The following is a 25,628-nucleotide window of genomic DNA, read 5'->3' as shown; positions in this document are numbered from 1 at the left end:
GTACGGATGACGCGGCAGGGCGGACGCGCCAGTGAGCCGCTCCCCGCCACTACCCCTGCGAGGGGCCGGGCTGCGTGTATCGACGCACCGACCGAGGGTCCACCGGGAGACCGGTTCGCACCGACTCGATCGCGGCGAAGCAGAGGCTGAGTCCCGGCAGGGCGGTCGAGGCGCGATTGCTGGGCTGCCTTCCTTCGCCGATCGCATCGATCAGCTCCTGCATCGTGCCGATCATTCCGCGTGACCACCAGTCGCCCTCGACGGCGATGTCGGTACGGCCCGCCTCGTTGTGCAGCTCTACGAGCGCTCCGCCCAGGCTTTCGCCGTCGTGCACGAGCGTGCCCGACGATCCTTCGATCCGGAACCGGCCCGACTCCGCGCGGGGCGAGGACGCACGGAAGATGATCGACGCCGTGGCGCGCTCGTACTCGATCACCACGATGGCGTTGGTGGGAACGGGGATGCGCGCATCGGGCCGCACGGATGCCACGGCGAAGACGCGGAGCGGGCTGCCCGAGCCTTCGAGCAGCTGGGCGACGAGGTCGAACCAGTGGATGCCGAAGTCGTACAGCACCAGGTCGGTCATCCTCGAGAAGTGCGGATCGTGCTCGAAGAGCTGGTCGTGCGGCCAGTACACGGCGAAATCCGCCGAGTAGACGTCGCCGAGCTGCCGCCCCCGCACCGCGTCGAGCGCGATCGCGAAGTGCGGCGCCCAGCGTCCGTTGTGGTTCACGGCGAGGAGGCGGTCCTCTTGGTCGGCGAGCGCGATCAGGCGCTCCCCCTCTTCGAGATCGAGCACGAACGGCTTCTGGCTGAGCACGTGCTTGCCGGCGCTCAGGGCCCGCTCGACCAGTGCCGTTCGCCCCGTGACGTGCGTCGCGATGTCGACGATCTCGATGGACGGGTCGCCCAGCACCTCGCCCACGGAGTCGGTGATGGCCGCGTGCGGGTAGTACTCGTCCCGGCGGCCTCGGGCTTTCGCCAGGGTGCGATCGCACAGCAGCGTCAGGTTGAGATCGGCGGCTCGATAGGCCTCCAGCTGCGCCGCGCTGATGCCGCCGCATCCGATCAGCGCGATGGCGGGACCCACCGCCATCAGATGTCCTCCACGGTGACGACGGTCCCGGTGGACGCGCTCTTGGCGGCGGCCTCGACGATGCGGTGACCCGCGAGCGAGGTCTCCCAGGAGAGCGGGCCGTAGAGCGGGCGGCCGGTGTCGAGGCAGTGCACGAGGTTCGCGAGACCGCCGGCTTCGTGCTCGGGGATGACGTCCACCGGAACCGAGATGCCCTCGGGATGCGCCTCTGTCTGCATCCGGACCTCGTCCGCGTAGTCGAAGCTGGCGATGGTGCCGGCGTCGCCCACGATCACGAATCCGCACCGGGGAAACGGCTGGTGGGTCCACGGATCGGTGAAGGTCCCCCAGCGGGTCTGGAAGGTGGAGAGGCCGGACGCGTACGAGGCCGCGACGACCGACTGCTCGTCGACCTCGTCTCCCGGCGCCAGGTGGGTGCGTGCGCTCACCTCTGAAGGCAGCTCGCCCCCGCGGAACCAGGTCGCGAGCGTCGTGCCGTACCCGAGGTAGTCGCGCAGCGAGCCGCCTCCCGCCTCGGCCTGGTACCACCAGGTGGAGGCCTTCAGCCGGGCGACTTCGTCGGGATCGGTCTCGACCTTGCCGTGCGTGTGCAGCAGCGGACCGCGGTTTCCGTCGTAGTAGTGCACCTCCCGGATCGCCCCGATCGCGCCTTCGCCGAGAAGGCGATGCGTCGAGCGGTGCACGGGGTACCACGCCAGAGGCCAGTTCACTCCCAGGAGCACGCGTCCCTCGGCAGCGACCGCTGACATCGCGCGGGCGTCCTCCATGCTCGAGGCGAAAGGCTTCTCGAGCAGCACGTGGATGCCGCGCTCGGCGAAGTACTCGACGTGGAGGCGATGGTCCTTCGTGGTGGAGCAGATGACGGCGATCTCGGGTCGGGCGTGTGCGACGAGCTCGTCGACATCGGCGAACTGCAGCGCCTCGGGCACGCCCAGCTCGGCACACACCGACGCCAGGCGTTCCGGCGAGCTGTCCCAGACTCCGACCAGCGCGGTGGTGGACAGCGACTGCGCCACGGCGATCTGATCACCGGCATGCATGTGGTCGAATCCGAACACGGCGACTCTGCGCGGCTCGTTGGGCATCGATGCTCCTTCTGCGATGGTTCAGGTGAGAGGATGACCGGGGTCTTGCGGCCCTCGTCGCCTCCGCGCTCAAGTATATACTTTTCGTTCCTACCCGTATAGCCAATCGGAGGGCATGACGAGCGCCCCGAGATCTGGTCGGGTCGTGGGCGACTTCAGGTCCCGAGCGACACGGCGCCGGATGACGCGTCGACTATAGGCTGACCGGATGAAGCCCGTCCGCCTCCCCGCGCGCCGGCGCGTCGGATGAGCGCTCGCGGCGGGGCGCTGTATCTCGAGATCGAGAGCTGGCTGCGCACGCGGGTGCTCAACGGACGCGAGGGCGACCCACTGCCGTCCGAGGCCGAACTGGCCACTCAATTCGGCGTGAGCCGGATGACGGCACGGCAGGCCGTCCAGAACCTCGCGTCCGAGGGTCTGGTCCGACGCCGCCGCGGCTCCGGCACGTTCATCGCCCCGCAGCCGCTGCACCGGCATTCGGGACCCCTCACGAGTTTCACTGTGGACATGCGCGGGCGGGGGCTCACGCCCTCCTCGATACTCCTGACAGCGGAGCTCCGCGAGGCGAGCACCGGCGAGTCAGAAGCGCTGCGCCTGGATGCCGGGGTGCGCGTGGTCTCGCTCGTGCGGCTGCGGCTCGCCGACGATGCGCCCATGGCGATCGAGCACACGACTCTGACACCGGATGCCGCCCCCGTGCTCGCGCAGGACCTCGAGGCGGGCTCGCTGCACGACGCGCTGCGCAACCTGGGGCGAGAGCCGACAACCGCCGTCGCCCGCATCAGCGCACGCCCGGCCACCTCGGAGGAGAGCAGACTGCTGCAGCTCAAGCCGCGTGCGGTCGTGCTCGTCGAGCAGCGCGTGATAACGGACCAGGACTCCCGCGAGCTGGAGTTCACCACCACTGTCTACAACGCGTCGCGCTACGTCCTCGACGCCACCTTCATGCTCGCCGACCCGGGCGATCGGCCCGCCGTCAGCTGACTGCGCTCGGCACCGCCAGCCACCCCTTCAGCTTCGCCAGCGAGGCCACGACCTCGGGAACGGGGTCGTAGTGCTCCGGCTCGTGCTCGATGCTGATCGGCCCGGTGAAGCCGATCTCTTCGATCGCCGCGACGCAGTCCTCGATATCGACGATGCCGTCGCCGAGCTCGCAGGTGTCGTGTCCGCCCACTGCCCGGATGTCCTTGAGGTGCACGTGCATCACATGCGACCCCAGCTGCCGGATGCACTGACCGGCATTCGCACCGTTCGTGCCCCACCAGCCCGTGTCGATGGCGGCGCCGATGAGCCCGTCCGCGCCGTCGCCGATCTTGGCGAGCAGCTCCTCGGCCGACGCCTCCGGGTGGTTCTCGATGGCGAGCACGAGGTCGTTCGAGCGCAGCCCCTCGACCACGCCGGTCCGGGCGGTCTCGCGCAGCGGGGTGTTGCCGGAGAGGATGGGGGCGCCGAGAGCCACGGCGACCGCGCACGCCTTCGCGAACTCGTCGAGCGTTTCGCCGAAGGTGCCCGCGTAGCTGGTGACGGAGACGTTCCGCGCGCGCAGCACTCGGCCGGCCGCCTCGAGGTGTGCTTCGGTCGCCCACGCCCAGTTGAGCTGCCCCGTCCACACGTCGAGGCTCGAGAATCCGGCTTCCGTCGTGAGCACGACGAACGCGTCGAAACGCTCCTCGAATGTCTCCAGCGGTCGGTAGAAGTCGTTCGCAGCGGTGTCGCCCTGGAACCAGCCTTCGGTCATCGACCAGTTGAGCTGCTGCGCGACGAGGTTTGCTCCCATGAAGGAGATGGCATTCATGTCTTTGTCCTTAAGCGTTGAGGTGGGCAAGTGCGGAGAACGGGGAAGGGAAGCTGGAGGTGACGCCGACGCGGGTGCCCTCGGCCTCCGAGCGCCGGATGGCGTCGAGCACGTCCACGACGTGGGCGGCGTGCTCGCTGCCGTTTCGGTGGGGCCGGTTCTCGCGGATGGCCGTGGCGAGGTCCGCCACGCCGAGCGCCCAGTCGGCCTCGATGCCGGCGTCCGCGGGCAGCGCCACGGTGAGCGGGGAGCCGTAGGCCGCCTCGCGCACGCCCGCTCCGGGAAGGAACCAGTCATCGAGCGCGATGGACCCCGACGCGCCGTGGAACGTGATGGTGCGCGGCTGGGTGGCCGAGTCGACGAAGAAATTGCACGTGAGGGTCAGTGCCGTTCCCGACTCGAAGGTCGCGATGACGACCCACGTGTCGTTGGCGTGCGGGCGGAAAGCCTCTCCCCCGAGCGTCACCCGATCGGGCACCGACATCGAACTGAGGGCGGAGACCTCGCGGATCGGACCGAGCACGGCGGTGAGATACGTGATGGGGTAGACACCGGCATCCACGACCGGCCCCACCTGATAGAACGAACCGGGTGCCGGGTGCCACGTTTCGATGCGCCCCTGGTTCACTTCGGCCTTCACGAGTCCGACCTCGCCGATGGCTCCCGAGAGCACGCGCTCGGCGGCCGCGAGCTGAGCGCGCCCGAGCCAGATCGAGGGGGCGCAGGCCAGTCGCACGCCGGCGCTCTGCGCGGCCGTGACCAGTTCAGCCGCCTGGCCGGGCTCGAGCGCGAGCGGCTTCTCGCTGAAGACGTTGAGCCCGCGGCCGATCAGCTCGAGGCTGGTCGCGTAGTGGTAGGGCGCGCTCGAGAGATTGACGACGATCTCGGGTGCATCCGCCGCCAGCTCGTCGAGCGTCGCATATGCGACGGATCCGGTGCTCGCGGCCAACTGTGCGGCCTTCTCGGCGTCGACGTCGAAGACGCCCACGAGGGAGAGTTCCGGATGCCGCGCGACGCTCTCGGCGTACGGTCCGGCGATGTTTCCCGCGCCGAGGAAGGCGATGCGGGTGGGGTTATCTGTCATGTCAGCCTTTCAGGGCGCCTGCGACGAGGGCATTTTCCATCTGTCGATTGAAGATGGCGTAGACGATGAATACGGGGATGATCGAGATCACGCAGGCAGCCGCAAGGGTGCCGGCGTTGGTGGCCTGCCCGCCGATCAGCGTGGGCACGGCGACCTGGACCGTTCTGATCGCCGGGTCGACGCCGAGGATCGACAGCGAGAACAGGTATTCGTTCCAGAAGGTCAGGAAGTTCAGCAGCGCGACGGTCACGATGCCCGGTACGACCAGTGGCGCGTAGACCTGCCACAGGATCGACCACCGGGATGCGCCGTCCATCATCGCGCTCTCCTCGAGCTCCGCGGGGATCGCGCGCATGAACTGAGTGAGGAGGATCACGGAGAGCGGCAGCTGCGTCGCCGGGAAGAAGAGGATCAGGAAGAGCGGGTTGTAGAACAGGTCGAGACTGATCGCGAGCAGCACAGTGGGAACCAGGGCTGCGAACGCCGGGATCAGGAATCCGCCGGCGAAGACGCCCTCGACGACCCGGGCCAGCCGCCCCGTGGCGCGGGCGAGGCCGTACGCGGCGGGGAGCGCGAGGGCCAGGGTGATGGCCTCGGCGCCGATGGTGATCATCGCGGAATTGCTGAGCGCCTGTCCGATCTCCGTGAATTGCGCTGCGTCGATGTAGTTGCCGAGATCGAAGCTGGTCGGAAGCGCGGCGGGCGCCGTGAAGATCTCCTGGTTCTGCTTGAAGCTCGTCACCAGCAGGTAGTAAAGCGGTACCGCGAGGATCAGCGCGTAGATCCACACGAGCCCGTGGGAGAGGTATCCGGCGTCTGAACGCGATGCCGAAGAGTTCTGTGCCATCTCTGCCGCCTAGAAGTTCTGCCGGATCGACCGGCTGATGACGATCATGCCGACCAGCCCCGCAACGAACAGCACGACGCCGATCGCCTGGCTGTACCCGATGTCGGATTCGATGAAGGCCTGCTGGTAGACCATGAAGGAGAGGGTCGTCGAGGAGGTGCCCGGGCCGCCCTTGGTGAGCAGCAGCACGGTGGTCGCCGAGTAGAAGAGCGTCCAGAGGAACTGCAGCATCGTGACGACTCCGACATAGCCCTTGACCACCGGGAATGCGACCCCCCACATCTTCCGCCAGTGCGTGGCCCCGTCGAGCTCAGCCGCCTCGTAGATCTCGGGAGAGACCGATGTGAGACGAGCGGCGAAGAGGATCGCCGTGAAGCCGATGCCGCCCCAGAGGTCTACGAAGATGACGACGCCGAGGGTCGTCTCCGGATTGGCCAGCCACGCCGTGGTGAGCGAGTCAAGACCCACCGTTCGCAGGACGCCGTTCAGGAATCCGCCGGGGGCGAAGACCCCGAAGAACACCATCGCCCGCGCCGACACCGAGAGCAGGGCCGGGACGAAGAAGAGGATGCGCAGCACGCGATGGCCGCGCGGCTTCATGTTGAGGTAGTAGCCCAGCATGAACGAGACGGGGATCATCACGCCTACGACCACGACGACGTGCACCAGCGTGTTGCGCGCGGCTGCCCAGAACTCGGGGTCGGCCACGAGCTTCTCGTAGTTGGCGAAGCCGGAGAAGCTCGGGGTCGCCAGCAGCCCGGGCCAGTCCAGGAAGCTCACGACCACCATGCTCACGGCGGGGATGAGCATGAAGAACAGGTACCAGAGCAGCGCGGGAGCGGTCATGAGGGTGAGGGACAGTCGACGTCCCGCCTCTTTGCCGAGCGCGTTGCGCGGGCGACCTCCGCGACGTGGGGAGGTGATCGGCGAGACTATGGGCTGTGACACGGTCTGGATGATCACATTCGCCTTTCGTACATGTCGGTGCTCGTCCATCACGTGAACGAGGGAAGGGGTGCCGACGAGGTCGGCACCGCTTCGCGCTAGTTGTATGCGGCGTCGATCGCTGCGCAGACGTCGGCGGCCTCGGCCCCCGGCGCGTATGCGGTGCTGATCGCGCTGTTGATCGCCTGCGTCTTGGCGCCCGGCACGAAGAAGTCGGGGAAGACTCCGTACTCCACCGTGTCGGGCATCTCGGTGACGGCGTTCAGGAGCAGCGGCTGGTCGGCCAGTGCATCCTCGAGGCCGGGCACCTCGACGACCGGAACGACCCCCGCATCCGAGACCAAGCTGCTTTGAACATCGGCGGAGTACATGAACTCGACGAACTTCCGGTAGTCCTCCAGCCGATCGGCGCTCTTCTTGGTGACCCAGACGCCCGAACTCGTGAACGCCTGGTACGCGACCGGCTTGTCGAACGAGGAGTCGTTCGGCAGGGGGAACCCCCCCAGCGTCACGTTGGGAATGAGCTCCTCCGGAGTGGCGCTGAACTGCCAGGAGCCTGCGGGCATGATCGCCGCGGTGCCCTGATTGAACTCGGCGTACATGTTGTCGGCCGTCAGCCCCTGCGCATCCTTGATGAAGACGCCGGCCTCGCTCAGTGCGAGGAAGTCCTCGATGCCGGTCATCGCGGCCTCGCTGTCGCAGTAGCCGCCGTTGGACATCACATCCTTCGCCTCGTCTTCAGACATCGTGAGCTGCACCAGCTGGAGGAAGAACTTCATCCCCGACCAGTCGCTGCCGCCGATGGCCACGGGAGCGATGCCCGCGCCGTTCAGCGCCGTCGCCGCCTCGATCAGTTCGTCATACGTGGTCGGGACGGAGTCGATTCCGACGCTGGAGAGGATCTCGGTGTTGTACCAGACCGGCCACGTGAAGCCGTTGAACGGGAACGCCTGCACGTTGCCGTCGGCATCGGTCCAGTCATCGATCGCCGCCGATTCGATCGTCTTGTCGAGGCCCCACTCCTTCAGGTAGTCGTTGACCGGCAGCGTCGCACCCGTCTCGGTCCAGGTGAGCGCCTTGTCATACAGGTTGGCGATCAGCACGTCAGGCTCTTCGCCGGCCAGCACAGCGGTCTCATAGGCGGTGTAGATGTCCACCGCGCTGACCGTCACGGACTTGACCTCGATGCCGGTCTCCTCGGTGAACGCCTCTACGGCCGCCTCGTACCAAGGCCCGGCGAAGTCGGCCGGAGTGAAGGTCGACATCACCACCAACGGCTCGTCGCCGGAGGAAGAGCCGGCGTCCCCGCCGCCCCCGGCGCAGGCGGAAACCCCCACCGTCATCGCCGCCGCGGCCGCGAGGGCGCCGACCTTGGTCAGTCGTCTTTGACTCGTCATGAAAGCTCCTTGGTGAAGGACGGCGAGCGGAGTGCCCGCCGAGTTCAGCACGGTTCGGATTGCACCGTGTGGAGCGATCTTATAGTCAACTCTCCCTACTTGTCTAACGTGAATTGAATTAGATGCATATACATTTAGGATCTCCGCGCTCTCAGTGCCGCGAGTCACCGGACGAGCAGCGCGCGGTCATATGGTCGAGGCGCAGAACGGTGTCGATGTCGAGCGACCCGATCACCACCACGCCTGCCACGGCACCGCGCCGCCGTCACGCTCAGCCAGGACCAGCGATCGATCGGCGCACTCGGAGATGGGGATCGGGTGGTAGCCGGCGATCTGCGACCGGAGGGTGTCGTGCAGCGGATCGGTCCATGCCGCGGGGATTCTCCTGGCACCCAGGAGCGCTCCCATGATGGACCCGACGGTGGCGCCGTTGCAGTCGGTGTCCCACCCGGCCATCACCGCGAAGGTGACGGCGCGGTGGAAGTCGCCGCCGCCGACCAGCAGCGCGGCGACCACCACCGCGGCGTTGTTGATCGTATGCGCGGGGTGGTAGCCGCCGACCTCTCGATAGAGGTCTTCGATGATCGCCTCGAAGGCCTCGAAGTCGTTCCCTCGGGCGGCGCACAGCTCCACGGTGCGACGGATGGCCGCGTGCAGCCGTGAGGTGGAAGGGATCTGTGCCAGACCGGCCTCGACCACGGCGTCGATGTCGTCGGAGTCGAAGGCGGCCGCGATCATCGCCGCGCAGAGCATCGCCCCGTAGATGCCGTTCTTGGTGTGACTGATCCTGGCATCGGCGTAAGCCATCGCCGCTGCCGCCTCGGGACGACCGGGAGCCGCGTACCCGTAGGAGTCGATGCGGATCTGCGCCCCGATCCACTCGCGGTACGGGTTGAGGGTCTGAGCGACATCGAACCAGTCGATCGCCGCGGGGTCCTCGCGCTCGAACGCCGGATCCTGGTCGCGCACCGCGTCGTATCGCGCGACGAGGTTGCGGTAGGCCTGGGTCTCGGCCGTGCAGACCCAGTTGTACGACAGCCGATCCAGCCACGTCCGAGCGACATCGGCCGACGTGAAGCCGGTTCCGTAGCGGGCCACGATCAGCTGTCCGATGACCGTGTAGCGGATGTCGTCGTCGGTCTCCATGAAGGCGATGCGCTCCCGGCTGGATGCCGGACACCACGGCGACCCGGTGAGCCCCTCGGCCGGGGATTCGGCCGGGACGTAGCCGCGGATGGGCCACTCGTCAGGCGAGATCGCCTGTAGGAAGAGTCGCTGCCGCTGCCACGATGCCAGCTCGCCGCGCGCAGACATGAACGCCTCGACGGGCTTGCCGAGGGCGCAGCCGACCGCCCTGCCCAGCCACGCTCCGTGCAGCTGGTCGGGGAGGTCGCGCGAACCGGCCGACTCGACCCCCGGTGACGCCCCGCGCAGCGACCGGATGGCGTGGAGGTCGTCGGGCTCGATGAAGGGGAAGTCGGGGCGCACGGGGAGCGCGACGAGCTCGACGTGCAATCCGGCGAGCGCTGCGGGGTCGTCTTCGCTCGCTGCACGGGCGCGGATCGACTCGATCGCGTCATGATCCTTACCCTCTTCCGCACTCTGGCGGTACTCCTCTTCCAGCAGCAGTCGCACGTTCGCCCAGCCGGCCATATCCGCTCTCCTCATTGCTCGTCGTCGACAGTAGCCTAAACTAGTTTGCGTAGCGAGAGGACGCTACCCGGAGTCGCAGGGGAGCATTGTGAGGATGGATGGCGGGCGCACGACTCTCGGCGATGTCGCCCTCGCCGCGCGCGTAAGCAAGACCACCGTGTCGCACGTGCTGAGCGGCAAGCGACCGGTGTCGGCAGAGACCCGCGCCCGCGTGGAGCAGGTGATCGAATCGCTGGGGTTCCGTCCCAACTATTTCGCGCAGGCTCTCAACACCGCACGCACCGCCACGGTCGCCCTGCTGGTCGACGACCTCGCGAACCCGCACTATCCGGCACTGGCGCGGGGGCTGCAATCCGTCGTCGCACCCGCGGGCAACATTGTGGTGCTCTTCGACGCCGCCGCGGGTGCCGCGCTGACGAGCCGATTCCTCGCGACGATCCGCGAGCGCAGAGTCGACGCGATCGTGCTGGCCGGCGACGTGCCCGAGGACGAACTGATCAGGCTGCAGGCGGAGGGGGTCGCGGCGGTCCTCATCGCGCACGCGGCTGCCGACGTGCGGATGGATCGGGTCACGGTGGATGACGAGGCGATCGGGTTCGACGCGGCCGCCCGCATGATCGCCGCCGGTCACCGTCGGGTCGTCTTCGTCGGTTCTGATGCCGGAAAAGCCCCGGGCGGCCTGCGGCTGGAGGGCTATCGACGGGCGATGCTCGAGGCGGGTCACGCGCCGACCGACGTCGCCCTGGGCGGAAAGTGGACGCGTGCCGATGCCGCCCACGCAACGCGGGAGCTGCTGCGCGCGGCGCCCGCGCGCCCCACAGCCCTCGTGTGCGCGAACGATCTGATCGCCGTCGGAGCCCTCGACGCCGCGCGCGCACTCCGACTCGCCGTTCCCGCGGATGTCGCGATCATCGGCGTCGACGACATCGAGGCCGCCGCGATGGTCACGCCTGCCCTGACGAGCATCCGCATCCCGTCCGAGCAGCTCGGCCGCCGGGCCGGCGAGCTCCTGCTCCGGCGGCTGGAGGACCCGGGCGCACCGCAGGTAACCGACGTGCTGGCGCACGAACTCGTGGAACGCGACAGCATCTGAAGCGCGGCACCCCCAATCCGCGAGGCGCGCCGTCGCTCACCGTCAGCCGGCCGAGCCCGTCCGGACGCGGGAGCGCAGGTCGGCATCGATCGGCGAGGACTTGATGAGCGCCGTCAGCTCGCGGTGCCAACCCACCTCGCGCCACATGCCGACGAACTGCGGGCCGCAGAAGTTGCTGGTCGCAAGTCCCGCCCACCGACCGGTGGCGGCGGCCCGACGCAGTCCCCGCGCGGTCAGGTCCATGATCCAGTCCCACTCCAGGCCCGGCCAGTCCTTGTAGTCCACGAGCGCCCAGCACTCCGTCGTGTACAGCGGCTTGCCGGTCGCGAGCGACCACTCCGCCACGGTGTCGATGCTGCGGAACATGGCCTCGTCGTAGCGGGCGGCGTCGTTCTCGTATTCGCGGCGGCCGTTGCGCACGATGTTGTCGAACCCCACGGGCGAGTACTTCTCGAAGTTGTAGCCGATGCGCGCGTTGTAGTCGCTGGTCTCGGGATGCGCCATCCACACGTGCGGCTCGAGCAGGTCGAGCATCGACACGTCCTGGTCGCGCCACGTCGCGAACTCGGTGCACATCGAGTAGGTGTAGTCGAGGTCGGGGTACTCGTCGCGTACGACCTCGACCGATCTCCGCATCCACTCGGCCAGCTCCGCCGAGGCCCGCGACAGCTTCGCGTCGGGCCGGCCGCGGTACAGGTACGGCGTCCACGGGGGGATCGGGAACTCGTTGCAGAGGTCGACGTAGAGGATCGTGTCGAGCAGCCCCGCCGCGTCGATGTGCCGCAGCGTGTCGACCCAGATGCGGCCTTGATCGTCTGCCGTGCGGATGTCCATGCGGGCATCCGAGGCGTCTTGTCGGTACCACGTCGACAGGGCGACGCCCACGCCGTGGCGCTCGGCCGCGCGGATGAAGTCGAGCAGGGCGGGCAGCGGCTGGACGGTGACCGGCGACTGGGCGCCCCAGCTGGTCTGGTTCCAGGCCGGCACGAGATCCCAGACGCCGTCCGGATCGGCGGAGACGAGGTGCGGATACGCATCGATGCGCACAGCGTCGTAGCCGCGATCGGCGAGCTCCTGCAGGGCGAGGTCCCAGTCCTCGTAGCCGGCGCCGGGCCAGCGTCGCTCCAGCCAGGAGAAGTCCCACATCGTTATGGCGTACGGGCGCTCGGATACGGAAGGCATCTGTGTCCTTTTCATAGTGGTCGGTGTCAGCCCTTGACCGCGCCCTGCATGATGCCCGTGACGAGCTGACGGCCTGCGACTGCGAACAGGAACAGGAGCGGCAGCGTCGCCAGGAGGGCACCGGCGAGCACGATCGAGTAGTCGACGAAGTAGTTCGCCTGCAGGTAGCGCAGGGCGACCGGCAGTGTGGGATTGCGGGAGTCGAGGACGATGAACGGCCAGAAGAAGTTCGTCCAGGTCGCGATGAACGTGAACAGGGCCAGCATGGATGCCGCGGGCCGGGCGATCGGCAGCACGACGTACCAGAACGCGACGAAGCTGTTTGCTCCATCGATGCGAGTCGACTCCACGATCTCGTCGGGCAGGACCTGCCCGATGTACTGCGTCATCCAGAAGACTCCGAACGCCGTCACGAGCGTCGGCACGATGACCGCGCCGAGCGTGCCGGTCCAGCCGAGCTTCGACATCACGATGAACAGCGGTACGACGCCCAGCTGGGTGGGAACGGCGGTCGTGGCCACCACGAAAACCAGCAGCCACGGGCGGCCCTTGAACCGGAGCTTCGCGAAGGCGAAGCCGGCGAGCGTGGAGAAGAAGACGACGGATGCCGCGACGACGCCCGAGACGATGATGCTGTTTCCGAGCGCCGCCCAGAAGTTGACGCTGGGGTTGCCGACGACGGCCGCCGCGTTGGCGAGGAAGTTGCCGCCGGGGATCCACGACTTGTCGGCGTCGTACAGCGTCGTCGAGTCGCCGCTGCCGATCAGGAACGACCAGTAGAGCGGGAAGAGTCCGCCGAGCAGCACGGCCCCGAGGAAGCCGTAGACGAGGAATCCTGCGCGGCCCATCCGCCTGCGGAACCGCCGGCGGGTCGGCTTCTCGTTCACGACGAGTCGCGACGGGAGCGTTGCAGTCATGAGTTGCGACCCCTCTCCTTGCTCGAGATCCTGCTGCTGATGAACAGGTTGATCAGTGCGATGACGATGATGAGCAGGAACAGCAGCCACGCGACCGCAGAGGCGCGTCCGAAGTCGAGCTCGTCCCATCCCAGCCGGTACAGGTAGAGGGCCAGGGTCAGCCACTGGCCGTCGGGACCGCCCTTGCCCTGTACGTCGTAGAGCCTCGGCTCGTCGAAGATCTGCAGCCCGCCGATCGTCGCCGTGATGACGACGAAGACGAGCGTCGGCTTCAGCTGCGGGATGGTGATCGAGAAGAACTGCCGAACAGGCCCCGCTCCGTCGATCGTCGCCGCCTCGTAGTAGTCGCGCGAGATCGCCTGCATGCCGGCGAGCAGGATGAGCGCCGCATACCCGGTCCACCGATAGTTGACCATCCCTGCAATGGCGAAGTGGCTCGCCAGCACATCCGTGTGCCACCCGATCGGGTCGATGCCGATCCGGCCGAGCATCGTGTTGATGAGGCCGTACTGGTCGCTGAACATGCTGTTGAAGATGAGCACCACGGCGACCGGCATCACGATGTACGGCAGCAGCACTCCCATGCGCCAGAAGGTCGCATTCCGGATGTTGCGATCCAGCGCAGCCGCGATCACGAGGGCGAAGGCGAGCTGGGGGACGACCTGGATGACGAAGATGCTGAGGGTGTTGCGGGTGGCGACCCAGAAGTCGCGCTCGGTGAGCACGCGGCTGAAGTTCTCCAGCCCGACGAACTGGCCCTGGCCCCTGATCAGGTTCCAGTCGTTCAGCGACACCCAGCCCGTGTAGAGCAGCGGGAGCAGCCCCACGATGGCGAAGAGGATGAAGAACGGGAGGATGTAGACGTACGGCGAGTACTTGAGGTCCCAGCGGGCGAACCGGCTTCTGCGGCCGACCGTCCGCTGCGCCGGCAGGGAAGTGGGCTCGGGCCGGTCGGGCTGCTCGCGCAGCTCATCTGACGGGGATTTCGCGATGGTCACGGCGGTTCCTATCCGACGGCGGGTGTGCGGGGGACGGCCGCGCGAGGCGTCCGTCCCCCGTCAGGTCACTTCAGATCTTCTGCATCGCTGACGAACTGGGCCCACGCGTCATCGATCGACTGCGTCCCGGCCTCGACACGGGCGATCGCGTCCTTCGCCGCCTGGTCGATCTGGAAGTACTTCGGCCCCTTGTAGACGATCATGTCGATGGCGGTGGAGCGCTCCGTGAAGATCTCACCGACCGGCGCGTCGTTGAAGAAGGGGTTGGTGATCTCCTTCAGCTCGGGCAGGTCGAACGCTGCGAGACGGCTCGGGAAGGGCCCGGCCACCGTGAAGGCCTCGATCTGCTGCTCCGGCGCGGTGAGCCATGCCGCGAGCTCGGCCGCTTCCTCGGGGTGCGGCGACTGCACCGGCACGGCCAGGAACGAGCCGCCCCAGTTGCCTCCGCCGCCGGGGAACGCGTCCGCCACGTTCCAGGCGGTGACGCCCTGCGAGTTGCCCTCGATGATGCCGAGCATCCAGCTGGGGCACGCCATCGTCGCGAACCCGCCGTTGCCCATCGCAGCGGCCCAGTCCTCGGAGAAGGAGGTGAGCCCGGCGGAGAGCTGCGGGGCCCCGGCGAGCGTGTCGCGGAACACGCGCTCGACGTCGGGATTGTCGGCGACGATGTTGTCGTCCTCGTCTTCGTAGGGAAAGCCCATCTGCTCGATCTGCGCGTTGTAGACGGTGTAGGCGGAATCGAACCAGGGGCCTCCCCCGCCGGCGACGTAGGCCTCACCGGCCGCGAAGTAGTCGTCCCAGTCGCCGGTGAGCGACTGCGCCACCGACGCCGGGTCGCCGGGCAGCCCGGCAGCCTCGAGCAGGTCGGATCGGTAGCAGATGGCCTCCGGCCCTGTGGCGACGCCGTAGGCGAAGAGCTCTCCGTCGTCGGTGGTGACGGGCGCGGTCTGGAAGTCGACCCACTCGTCGGCCTGGTCTTCGGGGACGGGCACGAACATGTCGGCGTACTGCCGGAGGTCGACGGTCCAGCCGATCTCGATGGCCTCGACGTCGGCGAGACCGGATCCGGCGGCGAGCTTGGTGAAGAGATTCGTGCGCGCGTCTGTGCCGTTGGCGGCGACGTTGTGCACGATCTTGATCCCGGGATGCTCGGCTTCGTACTTTGCGAGCAGTTCGTCGCTGTAGCCGAAGTTGCCGAACGTCGAGAGGGTGAGCGTGATCTCGCTCGAATCGGACGCGGGCTGCGCGGCGCAGCCGGCGAGAACGAGACCGAGGGCGGCCGCGGCTGCCGCCGGCAGAAGAACCTTCGTAGGCCGTGAAGTTGGCACCGTCACTCCTTTGTGTGCAGGGGCCGGTCGTCGGGAAGTCTTCGACCGGATGCCCACACCATAGCACTGGTCTTACCAGTCATGCCAGTGCTAATGTTCCGGCATGCAGATCGTTGAAATCGAAACCCTCATCGTCGACGCGTTTCCCAACCTGACCTTCGTCGTGGTCCACACCGACGAAGGCATCACCGGGCTCGGCGAGACCTTCTACGGAGCGGATGCCGTGGCCGCCCACATCCACTCGGTTGCCGCCCCGTTGCTGCTCGGCGAGGATCCGAGGCGTATCGAGCGCCACGCATCCCGGTTGGCCGGCTACGTGGGCTATGCCGGCTCGGGCGTCGAGACTCGGGCCCGGTCGGCCATCGACCTGGCGCTCTGGGACATCCTCGGCAAGGCTTCCTCGCAGCCCGTGTACAACCTGCTGGGCGGCCGCACGCAGGACAGCATCGAGATCTACAACACCTGCGCCGGCGGCATGTACGTGAACAGCTCGCGGGGGCAGTCGGTGTCGAACTGGGGACTGCGCGAGGGCCGCTTCGAAGACCTGCACGCCGCCATCACGACCCCCGGTCTGCTCGCGCGCGACCTGCTCGATCAGGGGGTGCGGGGCATGAAGATCTGGCCCTTCGACTCGTACGCCGAGGCATCCGGAGGGCATCGCATCAGCCAGCGGGAGCTCGCGCAGGGGCTGTCGAAGGTGGCAGAGATCCGTGACGCTGTGGGCGACGAGATGGACATCATGATCGAGCTGCACGCCCTGTGGGATGTGCCATCCGCGGTGCGCATCGTCGAGGCCCTGGAGGAGTTCAGGCCCTTCTGGATCGAGGATCCCGTTCGGTCCGACATCGTCGACGGCCTGGCCCGCGTGGCGGGCGGAACGTCGCTGCGCATCGCGGCGGGCGAGACGGTCGCCGGCGTCCCGGGGTTCCAGTCGCTTCTGTCGCAGGGAGCGATCGGCGTTGCGACCGTCGACACGACATGGTCGGGCGGCCTCTCGACCGCCAAGAAGGTCGGGGGGCTTGCCGATGCCTTCGGCGTCCCGGTGGCGCCGCACGACTGCACGGGCCCCGTCGCGCTCGCCGCGTGCACGCATCTGGCAACCGCATCCCCCAACACCCTGCTGCAGGAGACGGTGCGCGCCGGCTATCTGGGCTGGTACTCGACCCTCGTCGAGGGCGGGGCGGTCATCGAGGGCGGGCACATCTCGGCGCCCGACGAGCCGGGCCTCGGCATCCGTCTGCTTCCCGACCTCGCCGAGCGCGACGGCACCACGCTGCGTTCGTCCCGGCTGTCGGACTCCGCACTGCTGCTGCGCTGAGCTCTGCGGCGTCCGGCCGGAGCCCGGGCGGCGGACTCAGCTCAGCGCGGCGTCTCGGACTCAGCGCAGCGCTTCGGCGATGACGTCCTCGAGCTCCACCCCCGGGCCCAGAAGAGTGTCGACCTTCCGCCGCCCGATGGAGTCGATCTGGGCGTCGAAGTCCTCTCCGAACATGGTCTCCGCGAGGTTGACGTGCTGGCACATCGCCTCGGCGGCCGCGTCGGAATCGCCCTTCTTGATAGATGCGAGGACGACATCGTGCAGCGGCGCGCCGACCCGCACGACGGCAGGGTCATCAAGGCTCCGCAGCATCACCTCGAACACCATGGGCGCGATCGCGCCGAACATCATCTCGATCACGGGATTGTGCGAGGCCTTCGCGATGAGGGAGTGGAACGCGATGTCGCACCGCGCGCGCTCGATGACCGTCGTGGCTCGAGCGAACGCCGTCAGTGCGAGTTCCAGGTTCTCGATGTCCTCCGCGGTCGCCCTTCGCGCCGCGAGGGAGGCCGCCTGCTGCTCGAGCATCACGCGCGCCTCCACCAGCTGTCGCGTCGTCGCCGCCCGCGGCCGACCCGCCGCGTCGAGCGGCCGGGCCCAGTCCAGGGCGCTCGATTCGCGCAGATAGGCGCCGCTTCCCGGCGCGACATGGATGAGTCCGCGTTCGCGAAGCCGCTGCATCGCCTCGCGCACGACCGGCCTCGACACCGCGTACTTCTCGGAGAGCTGCCTCTCCGAGGGAAGCTTGTCCCCGGGCTTGAACTCGCCGCCGAGAAGCGACTCCGTGAGCCTGTTCAGCAGCTGCTCCCGCCCGATGGGGATCCCTGCGTTGCGTGGAGCTGTCATGCCGTTCCCTCTCTGACGCCGGCGGATCCCGGGCCTTCCGCTGCCCCGTCGCCATCGGGGCCGATGACCATCTTGATCACCGTATTCCCCTGCTCGGTCAGCATCTCGAACGCGCCGGAGACGTTGCTGAGGTGCTCCCGATGAGTGATCATCGGCGCCACATCGACGAGCCCGGCGGCGAGCATCTCGATGCCGACGGAGACGTCGTCGTCCCACATGTGAGCGGCCGAGCCCACGATGACCTTCTCCCCCAGGACGACGTCGAGCACGTCCACCTTCTCCTCCTCCGGCAGCACGCCGAGCAGGATCACCGTCCCTCCGCGCCGAACCAGTCGCACCGCTTCCGCAGTCATGCCCTTCCGGCCCGAGCACTCGGCAACGATGTCTACGCCGCGATCCGGGAAGAGTCCGCGAACCGCCTCCGCTCGCTCGGCGGCGGTGTCTGCCCATGCGGTGGCGATTCCCCAGCTCTCGATGATCCGCCGGCGCGACGTGGCGGGCTCCACCACAACGACGGGTGACGCGCCGCCTGCCTTCAGCACCTGAGCGAGCAGCATCCCCACCGTGCCGCCGCCGACGATGAGGGCGCCCCGCCCGATGAGCGCACCGGCCTTTCGGGCGGCTCGCACCGCGACGGCGAGGGGTTCGGCGAGCGCGGCATGCACCGGCGGCACGCCGACGGGAACGGGAATCAGCCGATCGGCCCGGCCCACCACGAATTCAGCGAGGCCGCCGTCGACGTGCTGGCCCGTGACGGAGAGTTCGGCACAGAGTCCCTCCTCATGCCGTTCGCACCAGTAGCAGCGACCGCATCCCGTGACGACGTCGACGACGACGACCGTCCCGGCGCTCGGCCCCGACCCGTCCTCAGCGGCGGCTTCGACGGTCCCGACGATCTCGTGGCCGAGGGTGATCTCCCCGGCGATGACGACCGGGCCATGCAGGTACTCCTCGACATCGCTCCCGCAGACGCCCGTCCAGAGCACCCGGATCAGGGCCTCGTGCGTGCGCGGTCGCGGCACCGGCACAACCTGGACGGTGATCGCCCGTCGGCCGGTCCAGCGTGCGGCGCGCATGCGGTCCCCTCCCTGATGACTTGCTACCAGGGTAGTGGTAATACCAGTATTGCCGAACACCTCATGGCTGCGCGGTGTTCGTCCTCGGCGCCGGTGCCGACCGTCATGCCCTCTCCGTCAGGTGCGGCTGCCCTGCGATTCTGCGGGAGCGACCGCGGGTGCCTGGGCCACGGCATCCGCTTCACCGTCCTTGCCCGTCCGCGTCTCGTCGCGGAGGATGCGCACCGACTGCCCGACGCTTCGCGACAGGGCCGGAAGGCGCGCGGCGCCGAACAGCAGCAGGATGACGGCCAGGATGATGAGCAGGTGCCAACCTGACAGATTCGCGAGCATGAGAACTCCTTCGTTCGTTGGTTGCTCCAGGTGCGGAGCACGTGGTCGGTCGGCTCGCCGACCGGCTGGTCACCGACCGAGCCATCCGCCGTCGACGGGCAGGGCGATGCCCGAGACGTAGTCCGACGCGCGGCTGGCCAGGAACACGGTGGCTCCGCCGAGGTCGTCGGAAGTGCCCCAGCGGCCGGCCGGGATGCGGTCGAGGATCGCCTGGGCGCGGATGGGATCGTCCCGCAGCGCCCGCGTGTTGTCGGTCGCGATGTATCCGGGCACGATCGCGTTGACGGTCACACCACCCGCCGTCCACTCGTTCGCGAGGGCCTTGGTGAGCCCCAGGATGCCGGACTTCGCCGCGGTGTAGCCCGGGACGTTGATGCCGCCCTGAAACGAGAGCAGCGACGCCGTGAAGATCACGCGCCCTCGGCCTCGCGCGAGCATGCCGCGGGCGATCCGCTGAGTAAGGGCGAACTGGTTCGCGAGATTCACCTCGAGCACCCGGTCGAAGGCATCGAGCGGGTGCTCGGCCGCGGGAGCGCGCACGATCGTGCCGGCGTTGTTGACGAGGATGTCGATGGGTCGCGCCCGCTCGCTCATCAGGTCGGCGAACGCGAGCACGGCCTCGCGGTCGGCGAAGTCGACGGCGTGTCCTTCGAACGCCCGGCCGAGCGCGCGGATGCGCCGCTCGACGTCGCTGCCCTGCCTCTCCATGTTCGCGCTGACCCCGACGATGTCTGCGCCCGCGCGTGCAAGAGCATGTGCCATCGCGAGACCGATGCCCCGGCGGGCGCCGCTCACGAGCGCCGTCCGGCCCGTCAGATCGAAGGGGTTCTCGGCATCGCTCACGAATCGGCTCCGCAGTCGACGAGGATCTTCATGGACCCGCCCCGTCCGAGCGCGTCGAACGCGTCCGACGCCTGGGCGAGCGGACGGATGCTGGTGATCAGCTCGTCCGCGGGGACCGTGCCCGACGCGAGCATCTCGACGGCCCGCTCGAAGTCCGCTCGCTCGTAGACGCGCGCTCCGATCAGCGTCAGTTCACGCCAGAAGACGCGATACAGGTCGATCGGGCGCGGCTCGGGGTGGATGGCCACGATGACGAGCCTTCCCCGCACGCGGACGAACCGGGTGGAGCCCAGCACCGCGGCCGCGGACCCGGAGACCTCGAAGACCACATCCGCTCCGGCGCCGTCGGTCCACTCGGCGATCCGCTCCTCATGGTCGGGTTTCGACGGATCGAGCACCTCGAAACCCAGCGACGCGACCGCGGCCCGGCGATTCGCATCGGGCTCCACCACGATGACGTGCCCGCCGACCGAGCGCGCCGTGGTCGCGATGAGAGTGCCGATCGGGCCTCCCCCGATCACGACGGCGCGCTCGCCTCGGGCGAGGCCGGAGCGACGCACGTCGTGCACGGCGACGGCCACCGGCTCGGCGAGCGCCGCGTGGTCGAGCCGAAGGCCCCGCGGCAGCGCCACCAGGGTGTCCGCGGGTACGGTCCACGACGTCTGCAGCGCTCCGGGTGAGTCGATGCCGATGAAGGTGAGGTTCTGGCAGATGTGGGAGTGACCGGCCAGGCACGCGGCGCACGTCCCATCCCACGCCAGCGGCATGACGGTGACCGCGTCGCCGACGGCCCATCCATCCACGCCATCGCCGAGCTCCGCGATCAACCCCGACATCTCGTGACCCAGCACGGCGGGCCGGGAGACCCGCGCATCCATGGCGCCGTGATAGACGTGCAGGTCGGTTCCGCACAGGCCGACGTACGCGACGGCGATCCGCACCTCGCCGGGCCCTGGCCGGCTCGGCGCGACCTCGTGGACCTCGATGGAGTGTTCGGCGACATACGCCGCGGCCAGGGTCCTCATGCCTTCGCGAGCGCCTTCTCGTACTCGGCCTTGATCTGGCTTCCGCCTCCGGCCAGCCACGCCGCCTCGAGCGCATCGAGCGCAGACATCGGCTTACGGCCCACCGTCACCGAAGTGACGGTGTCGTTGATCATCGTCAGCAGGGAGGCGTTGACGCGTGACTCCGTATCCGAGGTCAGCCCCGTTGTCGGACTCGCGACCAAGTTCGGTACGAGCTCCGTCTCCCACGCGTGCATCGGCTTGACGTACTCCTCGACGAACTGGGCATCGAACAGCACTTGCTCGGGCGACGCCATGTAGTGATACGACTGGATGACTTCGGCCTTCCCCAGGTCGGTGAGGGCCGGGCCGTTGGCACCGACGGTGTGGTGCACGCCCTCGATGCCGAAGTTCACGAGGTGGTACTCCTCGCTCCCGAACGGGCCGGCGAGGAAGTTCAGGATGCCGAGGATCTCTTCGACCCTGTCCTTCGCGCCGCTCGTGATGACGGTGTACCCGAAGGAGCCGCTGCCCATGTTGTTCTGTCCAGGACCGCCGTCCGCCCCGAACTGCGGAAGCGCCCCCACGACCAGCTTCGGGTCGACGGCCTTGCCGTTGCGCTGGTTGATCGCCCAGCCCTGATTGCCCTTGAACACGACGATGGCCTTCCCGGTGTTGAACAGGTCGGTCGCCTCGTTCCCCTTCATTGCGGGGCTGTTCGGGTGGTAGACACCGGCATCCCACAGCCGCTTGCTGAAGGCGACGGATTCCCGGAACTCCTCGGTCTCCACCAGGTGGGTGAGCTTGCCGTTCTTCTCCCGCCACCAGTTCGGGGCGCCGTAGATGCCCCGGTAGAAGTCCGTACCGAAAGGGTTGGCCGGGTCCCCGGACGCGAGGGCGTAGACGCCGTTCTGCTTCGAGGTGAAGTCCTTGCAGAAGGCGACGAACTCGTCGGGCGTGCCCGGGAGGTCGGCGCCGCTCGCGTCGACGATGTCCTTCCGGTAGAAGGGTGCGGGGTAGAAGATGTTCCGCGGGATGGGAACGCCGTAGATCTTCCCGTTCACTCGGGTGCTGTTCCAGCTCTGCGTGGGGATGGCCGCGAGGTTGGGGTACTTCTTCACCGCGTCGCCCGAGAGGTGCTTGGAGAGATCGACGCACTTCGCCTTGAGGAAGTCGCCGATGCGCGGCAGCGCCAGGTATCCGACGATCTCCATGGTGTCGGGCAGGTCGCCGCCGGCGATGACGGTGCTGAATCGCTGCGTGTAGTCCGCCGCGGGAACCATGACCAGGTCGATGGGGGCGTTGAGCGCCTTGTTGACGGCGTCGAAGTACTGCGACTGCGCCGGGGCGGCGGCGAACGTCATGATCATCGAGGTCAGGGCGACGCCGGTTCCCGGCGCCTCCTTCACCGTCTTCACGAGCTTCTTCGGGTAGGAGAAGTAACCGGGCTGCACACCGTCGGCCGAGCCGGGCAGGTCCGGCTTGATGCCCTCGGGGCGGGCGAAGGCCGGCAGCGCGACCCCGGACCCGGCTGCGGCCGCGGTTCCGCCTATGGTGCCGGGGGCGCAGCTAGCCAGGATGCCCGAGCCGAACGTGAGGCCGAGCACGGCCGCCCCGGTGAGGAATCCGCGCCGGCTCACGCCGCGGCCGGGAAGCTGGTCACTTGTCATGGGTTTTCCTTTGCTGAGGGTTGGATGCACGGCGACGTGCCTCGTGGATGCCGTGCAAGGGCGGGTCAGCCCTTGATGGCCCCGGTGATGACGCCCTTGGTGAAGTGGCGTTGGACGAACGGGAAGATGAGGAGGATCGGAATGATGGCGAGCACGACGATGGCCATCTGCAGCGCCTGCTGCGGGGGCGGGGCCTCACCGCTCACGGCCATCTGCTGCCCTTCGAGCACGAACACGCGCAGCACGAGCTGCAACGGCCACTTCGATTCCGTCTGCATGTAGAGCAGCGCGTTGAAGAACGAGTTCCAGTACGCGACGCCGTAGAACATGGCGATGACCGCCGTGATTGCCTTCGACAGCGGCAGAACGATCCTCCAGAGGATGGTGAAGTCTCCTGCGCCGTCGATACGCGCCGCGTCCAGGAGCTCGGACGGGATGCCGAGGAAGAAGTTGCGCATGATCACGAGGTTGAACGCGTTGATCGCGGTGGGCAGGATCAGGGCCCAGTAATTGTCGAGCAGACCGAGATTCTTCACGACGAGATAGCTCGGGATGATGCCCGGAGCGAACAGGAGCGTGAGCAGCACGATCGTCAGGAGCGGGGTGTGCAGGAACGAGTCACGCCGGCTCAGCCCGTAGGCCGCGAGGATGGTGCAGGTCAGGCTGAACAGCGTGCCGATGAGCGTGACGCCGATGCTGATCAGGACGGCGCGGCTGACCACGCCTCCACCGAGGATCTCGGCGTATGCATCCAGGGACAGTTCGGTGGGGAAGACGACCAGACCGCCGGCGCGGGAGATGGACGCCTGGGTGGAGAGGCTCGTCGCGACGACCACCACGAAGGGGAAGATCACGGCGACCAGGATCCCAGCGAGCACGGCGAACTTCAGGACGCTCAGCGCGCGGTTGGGCTTCTCCATCCACGCGGGTCGATTGGTTGCGTATCTGCTCATCGCCTTGTGTACACCCCGTCTTCACCGAATCTGTGGGCGAGTTTGTTCGCGCCGAGCACCAGGCCGAGCGCGACGATGCCCTTGAAGATCCCGGCCGCTGCGGCGACCGACCAGTTTCCGTTCTGCACCCCGAAGAAGTAGATGTACGTGTCGAGCACCTCCGCCGCTTCTGGACCGACGCTCGAGCGCTGCAGCAGCACCTGCTCGAACCCGACGGAGAGGGCGTCTCCGAGTCGCAGGATCAGCAGCAGGATGATGACCGGCCGGAGCCCCGGGAGCGAGATGTGCCAGAGGCGCCTCCAGTAGCCGGCGCCGTCCACGGCGGCGGACTCGTAGAGGCTGGAGTCGATGGATGCGAGCGCCGCGGTGAGGATGATCGACGCCCAGCCTGCGTCCTTCCAGACCTGCTCGGCCACCAGCAGGAACTTGAACAGCGACTCGTTGCCGATGATGTGCACCGGATCCCCGCCCAGCTGCATGACGAACTGGTTCAGCAGCCCCGCATCCCCGAGAATCTGCTCGAAGAGGGCGACGATCACGATCCACGAGATGAAGTGCGGCAGGAACATCGCGCTTCTGATGAAGCCCTTGATCTTCTCGTGGAAGAGGCTGTCCAGCAGCAGGGCGATCGCGATGGGGATGGGGAAGAACAGCAGCAGGTTCAGCAGCGTGATCACCAGCGTGTTCTTCACGGCATTCCAGAACGCCGGATCCGCGAAGAGCACCTGGAAGTTGTTCAGGCCGACGAACGGCGATTCCGGGATGCTGATGAACGGGACGTAGTCCTGGAAGGCGATGACGTTGCCCAGCAGCGGCAGGTAGTGGAAGACGATGAAGAGCAGCATCCCGGGCAGCACCATGAGCAGCAGCGCCCGGTCGCGCAGGAAGCGCTGCCACGCGCTCTTCTTGTGCTTCTTGGGCCGTCGCGACCGCGCGGTCTTCGCGGCCTTCCCGGATGCCGGTGCCCCCGGGGGCGTCCCCGGGGGGCTCGTGGGCGAGGGCTCGGGGCGCTCGTCCACGGCGGCCGATGTGCGCCCACTCATGAGCCGACGCCTTCGTCGCCGAGGAACGGACCGCTCTGGGGATGTGCACGGAGCCGCAGCGCGCTGACGCCGGCGGCATTCGCCATCGTCAGTGCCAGCATGACGGGAGCACATCCGTGCGGCTCGTCCCGATAAGGGAGTGCGTTCGTCAGGTAGGCCTGCACGGTGCCCTTCTGGTCGCCGCTGCCCGGGCAGAGCGTTCCGGGACAGCTGTTCTCGATCGAGTGGTCGGCGTTGACGCACGTCTCGGCGAGGCCCCGCAGACCGCGCTCGAGGGCGGTCGTCCATCGCGAGCCGCTGAGAACTCCCGAGCGAAGCCCCGCCCCGATCCCGTACAGGATCAGGCCCGTGCCGGAGGATTCCTCCCAGGCCGACGGGAGGGGGATCTCCTGCCGCCAGAGGCCGCGGGCGCTCTGGTGCGGAAGCAGCGCCTCCGACATCGCGATGAAGCGTCGCTCGACCTCGGGCCTGCGCGGGTCATCCTGCGCCAGCCCCCGCACGAGCTCGGCCAGCGCGAAGTAGCCCCATCCGTTCCCGCGGCTCCAGTGATCCTCCGAGCGGATGCCGGGGCCGACGAAGTTCTTGCACTGATGGAGCAGGCCTGTGCCGGCGTCGAGCAGCTCGTCGTGCATCAGCACTGCCTGGTCGACGGCCTCGTCGATGTAGCGCCGCTCACCGAGCGCCTGCCCGGCGAAGAGCAGGAAGGGGGTGGCGGCCATCGCGACGTCGATCCAGATCAGGTCGCCGGGTACATCGATGAGGGTGAGGATCCCCTTCGCATCTCTCGGGGCCGACATCATCTCTTCGGCGTACTCGCGGAGCAGCTCCCGGCGATCGGTCATCCGGCCGCGCGAGATCATGAAGCTCTGTGCGATCCCGCCGATGCGATAGGACGGGAAGTTGTAGCGCGGGTGCTCGATCTCGTCGGGGAACCGGCGCAGCATCGACTCCACGCGGTCCAGGAGGTGCTCGTCGCCCTGCTCGTCGCCGAGGCGGGCCAGCGCATAGATCGCGAGGACGCCGAAGTAAGCCTTGACCTCGTCGAGCTGTTGGTAGTGATCGAAGAGCCCGACGGACAGTGCCGCGGGAGCCACGGCGGGTGCGGCGGCTTCGGCGGTCATG

General features: G+C 67.9%; 24 protein-coding genes. 3 read left to right on the top strand and 21 right to left on the bottom strand.

The window, feature by feature from the left end; translation table 11 throughout:
• Window positions 1-49 precede the first annotated feature (49 nt).
• Window positions 50-1,096 (bottom strand): Gfo/Idh/MocA family protein, encoded by a 1,047-nt coding sequence (locus ACLQ2Q_RS05625; protein WP_425818843.1) that lies wholly within the window; start codon window positions 1,094-1,096, stop codon window positions 50-52.
• Window positions 1,096-2,181 (bottom strand): Gfo/Idh/MocA family protein, encoded by a 1,086-nt coding sequence (locus ACLQ2Q_RS05620; RefSeq protein WP_425818841.1) that lies wholly within the window; start codon window positions 2,179-2,181, stop codon window positions 1,096-1,098. The genes ACLQ2Q_RS05625 and ACLQ2Q_RS05620 overlap by 1 nt, the downstream gene beginning before the upstream one ends.
• Before the next feature lie 246 nt (window positions 2,182-2,427).
• On the opposite strand from ACLQ2Q_RS05620, the gene ACLQ2Q_RS05615 reads away from it, so the two are divergent.
• Complete coding sequence (locus ACLQ2Q_RS05615) at window positions 2,428-3,165, top strand: GntR family transcriptional regulator (protein ID WP_425818839.1); 738 nt, start codon at window positions 2,428-2,430, stop codon at window positions 3,163-3,165.
• On the opposite strand, the gene ACLQ2Q_RS05610 is transcribed toward ACLQ2Q_RS05615, so the two are convergent.
• The 6 genes from ACLQ2Q_RS05610 to ACLQ2Q_RS05585 form a co-directional block, all read right to left on the bottom strand.
• Window positions 3,158-3,976: a sugar phosphate isomerase/epimerase family protein gene (locus ACLQ2Q_RS05610; RefSeq protein ID WP_425818837.1), complete on the bottom strand. Its 819-nt coding sequence runs from the start codon at window positions 3,974-3,976 to the stop codon at window positions 3,158-3,160. The two genes, ACLQ2Q_RS05615 and ACLQ2Q_RS05610, sit on opposite strands and share 8 nt — an antisense overlap.
• A gap of 10 nt (window positions 3,977-3,986) precedes the next feature.
• The gene (locus ACLQ2Q_RS05605; RefSeq protein WP_425818835.1) at window positions 3,987-5,060 is read right to left on the bottom strand and encodes a Gfo/Idh/MocA family protein; all 1,074 of its coding nucleotides are present in this window, start codon (window positions 5,058-5,060) and stop codon (window positions 3,987-3,989) included.
• Window position 5,061: 1 nt separating this feature from the next.
• Window positions 5,062-5,907 carry a carbohydrate ABC transporter permease gene (locus ACLQ2Q_RS05600; RefSeq protein WP_425818833.1) on the bottom strand — a complete coding sequence of 282 codons (846 nt, stop codon included), beginning with the start codon at window positions 5,905-5,907 and terminating at the stop codon, window positions 5,062-5,064.
• A 9-nt stretch (window positions 5,908-5,916) separates the two neighbouring features.
• On the bottom strand, window positions 5,917-6,855 hold the full coding sequence (locus ACLQ2Q_RS05595) for a carbohydrate ABC transporter permease (RefSeq protein ID WP_425818831.1): 939 nt from the start codon (window positions 6,853-6,855) through the stop codon (window positions 5,917-5,919).
• A 95-nt stretch (window positions 6,856-6,950) separates the two neighbouring features.
• The gene (locus ACLQ2Q_RS05590) at window positions 6,951-8,249 is read right to left on the bottom strand and encodes an ABC transporter substrate-binding protein (protein ID WP_425818829.1); all 1,299 of its coding nucleotides are present in this window, start codon (window positions 8,247-8,249) and stop codon (window positions 6,951-6,953) included.
• A gap of 231 nt (window positions 8,250-8,480) precedes the next feature.
• Complete coding sequence (locus ACLQ2Q_RS05585) at window positions 8,481-9,902, bottom strand: ADP-ribosylglycohydrolase family protein (protein ID WP_425818827.1); 1,422 nt, start codon at window positions 9,900-9,902, stop codon at window positions 8,481-8,483.
• Window positions 9,903-9,996: 94 nt separating this feature from the next.
• On the opposite strand from ACLQ2Q_RS05585, the gene ACLQ2Q_RS05580 reads away from it, so the two are divergent.
• Window positions 9,997-10,995, top strand: coding sequence for a LacI family DNA-binding transcriptional regulator (locus ACLQ2Q_RS05580; protein ID WP_425818825.1), 999 nt, complete (start codon window positions 9,997-9,999; stop codon window positions 10,993-10,995).
• A gap of 42 nt (window positions 10,996-11,037) precedes the next feature.
• Here ACLQ2Q_RS05580 and ACLQ2Q_RS05575 read toward each other — a convergent pair whose 3' ends face one another.
• The 4 genes from ACLQ2Q_RS05575 to ACLQ2Q_RS05560 all read right to left on the bottom strand — a co-directional run bounded on the left by ACLQ2Q_RS05575 (window position 11,038) and on the right by ACLQ2Q_RS05560 (window position 15,420).
• Window positions 11,038-12,177, bottom strand: coding sequence for a cellulase-like family protein (locus ACLQ2Q_RS05575; RefSeq protein WP_425818823.1), 1,140 nt, complete (start codon window positions 12,175-12,177; stop codon window positions 11,038-11,040).
• A gap of 26 nt (window positions 12,178-12,203) precedes the next feature.
• Window positions 12,204-13,094, bottom strand: coding sequence for a carbohydrate ABC transporter permease (locus ACLQ2Q_RS05570; RefSeq protein ID WP_425818821.1), 891 nt, complete (start codon window positions 13,092-13,094; stop codon window positions 12,204-12,206).
• Window positions 13,091-14,092, bottom strand: a complete 1,002-nt coding sequence (locus ACLQ2Q_RS05565; protein ID WP_425818819.1) for a carbohydrate ABC transporter permease — start codon at window positions 14,090-14,092, stop codon at window positions 13,091-13,093. The genes ACLQ2Q_RS05570 and ACLQ2Q_RS05565 overlap by 4 nt, the downstream gene beginning before the upstream one ends.
• Window positions 14,093-14,157: 65 nt before the next feature.
• On the bottom strand, window positions 14,158-15,420 hold the full coding sequence (locus ACLQ2Q_RS05560; RefSeq protein WP_425818817.1) for an ABC transporter substrate-binding protein: 1,263 nt from the start codon (window positions 15,418-15,420) through the stop codon (window positions 14,158-14,160).
• Window positions 15,421-15,523: 103 nt separating this feature from the next.
• On the opposite strand from ACLQ2Q_RS05560, the gene ACLQ2Q_RS05555 reads away from it, so the two are divergent.
• The gene (locus ACLQ2Q_RS05555; RefSeq protein ID WP_425818815.1) at window positions 15,524-16,738 is read left to right on the top strand and encodes a mandelate racemase/muconate lactonizing enzyme family protein; all 1,215 of its coding nucleotides are present in this window, start codon (window positions 15,524-15,526) and stop codon (window positions 16,736-16,738) included.
• 60 nt (window positions 16,739-16,798) lie between these two features.
• Here ACLQ2Q_RS05555 and ACLQ2Q_RS05550 read toward each other — a convergent pair whose 3' ends face one another.
• From ACLQ2Q_RS05550 to ACLQ2Q_RS05510, 9 genes are all read right to left on the bottom strand, one after another.
• Window positions 16,799-17,584 (bottom strand): FadR/GntR family transcriptional regulator, encoded by a 786-nt coding sequence (locus ACLQ2Q_RS05550; protein ID WP_425818813.1) that lies wholly within the window; start codon window positions 17,582-17,584, stop codon window positions 16,799-16,801.
• Entirely contained in the window at window positions 17,581-18,660 is a 1,080-nt protein-coding gene (locus ACLQ2Q_RS05545) for a zinc-dependent alcohol dehydrogenase (RefSeq protein ID WP_425818811.1), read from the bottom strand. Before ACLQ2Q_RS05545 ends, ACLQ2Q_RS05550 begins: the two co-directional genes overlap by 4 nt.
• 117 nt (window positions 18,661-18,777) lie before the next feature.
• Window positions 18,778-18,993, bottom strand: a complete 216-nt coding sequence (locus ACLQ2Q_RS05540) for a twin-arginine translocase TatA/TatE family subunit (RefSeq protein ID WP_425818809.1) — start codon at window positions 18,991-18,993, stop codon at window positions 18,778-18,780.
• 69 nt (window positions 18,994-19,062) lie between these two features.
• Window positions 19,063-19,836, bottom strand: coding sequence for an SDR family oxidoreductase (locus ACLQ2Q_RS05535; protein ID WP_425818807.1), 774 nt, complete (start codon window positions 19,834-19,836; stop codon window positions 19,063-19,065).
• Window positions 19,833-20,861 (bottom strand): zinc-dependent alcohol dehydrogenase, encoded by a 1,029-nt coding sequence (locus tag ACLQ2Q_RS05530; protein ID WP_425818805.1) that lies wholly within the window; start codon window positions 20,859-20,861, stop codon window positions 19,833-19,835. The genes ACLQ2Q_RS05535 and ACLQ2Q_RS05530 overlap by 4 nt, the downstream gene beginning before the upstream one ends.
• Window positions 20,858-22,510, bottom strand: a complete 1,653-nt coding sequence (locus ACLQ2Q_RS05525) for an extracellular solute-binding protein (RefSeq protein ID WP_425818803.1) — start codon at window positions 22,508-22,510, stop codon at window positions 20,858-20,860. The genes ACLQ2Q_RS05530 and ACLQ2Q_RS05525 overlap by 4 nt, the downstream gene beginning before the upstream one ends.
• 65 nt (window positions 22,511-22,575) lie before the next feature.
• Window positions 22,576-23,463, bottom strand: a complete 888-nt coding sequence (locus tag ACLQ2Q_RS05520; RefSeq protein WP_425818801.1) for a carbohydrate ABC transporter permease — start codon at window positions 23,461-23,463, stop codon at window positions 22,576-22,578.
• Window positions 23,460-24,506, bottom strand: a complete 1,047-nt coding sequence (locus ACLQ2Q_RS05515; protein WP_425818799.1) for an ABC transporter permease — start codon at window positions 24,504-24,506, stop codon at window positions 23,460-23,462. The genes ACLQ2Q_RS05520 and ACLQ2Q_RS05515 overlap by 4 nt, the downstream gene beginning before the upstream one ends.
• Window positions 24,503-25,627 carry a glycoside hydrolase family 88 protein gene (locus tag ACLQ2Q_RS05510; RefSeq protein WP_425818797.1) on the bottom strand — a complete coding sequence of 375 codons (1,125 nt, stop codon included), beginning with the start codon at window positions 25,625-25,627 and terminating at the stop codon, window positions 24,503-24,505. The genes ACLQ2Q_RS05515 and ACLQ2Q_RS05510 overlap by 4 nt, the downstream gene beginning before the upstream one ends.
• Window position 25,628 lies beyond the last annotated feature (1 nt).

It is taken from the genome of Microbacterium sp. DT81.1 (assembly GCF_049844955.1).
Taxonomy (GTDB): Bacteria; Actinomycetota; Actinomycetes; order Actinomycetales; family Microbacteriaceae; genus Microbacterium.
The sequence above is the reverse complement of the archived record's forward strand: the minus strand, read 5'-3'. Positions and strand labels throughout refer to the sequence as shown.

Coding starts and splice junctions, on each gene's coding strand:
- ACLQ2Q_RS05625 (WP_425818843.1), bottom strand. CDS start 1,096: ATGGCGGTGGGTCCCGCCATCGCGCTGATCGGATGCGGCGGCATCAGC.
- ACLQ2Q_RS05620 (WP_425818841.1), bottom strand. CDS start 2,181: ATGCCCAACGAGCCGCGCAGAGTCGCCGTGTTCGGATTCGACCACATG.
- ACLQ2Q_RS05615 (WP_425818839.1), top strand. CDS start 2,428: ATGAGCGCTCGCGGCGGGGCGCTGTATCTCGAGATCGAGAGCTGGCTG.
- ACLQ2Q_RS05610 (WP_425818837.1), bottom strand. CDS start 3,976: ATGAATGCCATCTCCTTCATGGGAGCAAACCTCGTCGCGCAGCAGCTC.
- ACLQ2Q_RS05605 (WP_425818835.1), bottom strand. CDS start 5,060: ATGACAGATAACCCCACCCGCATCGCCTTCCTCGGCGCGGGAAACATC.
- ACLQ2Q_RS05600 (WP_425818833.1), bottom strand. CDS start 5,907: ATGGCACAGAACTCTTCGGCATCGCGTTCAGACGCCGGATACCTCTCC.
- ACLQ2Q_RS05590 (WP_425818829.1), bottom strand. CDS start 8,249: ATGACGAGTCAAAGACGACTGACCAAGGTCGGCGCCCTCGCGGCCGCG.
- ACLQ2Q_RS05585 (WP_425818827.1), bottom strand. CDS start 9,902: ATGGCCGGCTGGGCGAACGTGCGACTGCTGCTGGAAGAGGAGTACCGC.
- ACLQ2Q_RS05580 (WP_425818825.1), top strand. CDS start 9,997: ATGGATGGCGGGCGCACGACTCTCGGCGATGTCGCCCTCGCCGCGCGC.
- ACLQ2Q_RS05575 (WP_425818823.1), bottom strand. CDS start 12,177: ATGCCTTCCGTATCCGAGCGCCCGTACGCCATAACGATGTGGGACTTC.
- ACLQ2Q_RS05570 (WP_425818821.1), bottom strand. CDS start 13,094: ATGACTGCAACGCTCCCGTCGCGACTCGTCGTGAACGAGAAGCCGACC.
- ACLQ2Q_RS05555 (WP_425818815.1), top strand. CDS start 15,524: ATGCAGATCGTTGAAATCGAAACCCTCATCGTCGACGCGTTTCCCAAC.
- ACLQ2Q_RS05550 (WP_425818813.1), bottom strand. CDS start 17,584: ATGACAGCTCCACGCAACGCAGGGATCCCCATCGGGCGGGAGCAGCTG.
- ACLQ2Q_RS05545 (WP_425818811.1), bottom strand. CDS start 18,660: ATGCGCGCCGCACGCTGGACCGGCCGACGGGCGATCACCGTCCAGGTT.
- ACLQ2Q_RS05540 (WP_425818809.1), bottom strand. CDS start 18,993: ATGCTCGCGAATCTGTCAGGTTGGCACCTGCTCATCATCCTGGCCGTC.
- ACLQ2Q_RS05530 (WP_425818805.1), bottom strand. CDS start 20,861: ATGAGGACCCTGGCCGCGGCGTATGTCGCCGAACACTCCATCGAGGTC.
- ACLQ2Q_RS05525 (WP_425818803.1), bottom strand. CDS start 22,510: ATGACAAGTGACCAGCTTCCCGGCCGCGGCGTGAGCCGGCGCGGATTC.
- ACLQ2Q_RS05520 (WP_425818801.1), bottom strand. CDS start 23,463: ATGAGCAGATACGCAACCAATCGACCCGCGTGGATGGAGAAGCCCAAC.
- ACLQ2Q_RS05515 (WP_425818799.1), bottom strand. CDS start 24,506: ATGAGTGGGCGCACATCGGCCGCCGTGGACGAGCGCCCCGAGCCCTCG.
- ACLQ2Q_RS05510 (WP_425818797.1), bottom strand. CDS start 25,627: ATGACCGCCGAAGCCGCCGCACCCGCCGTGGCTCCCGCGGCACTGTCC.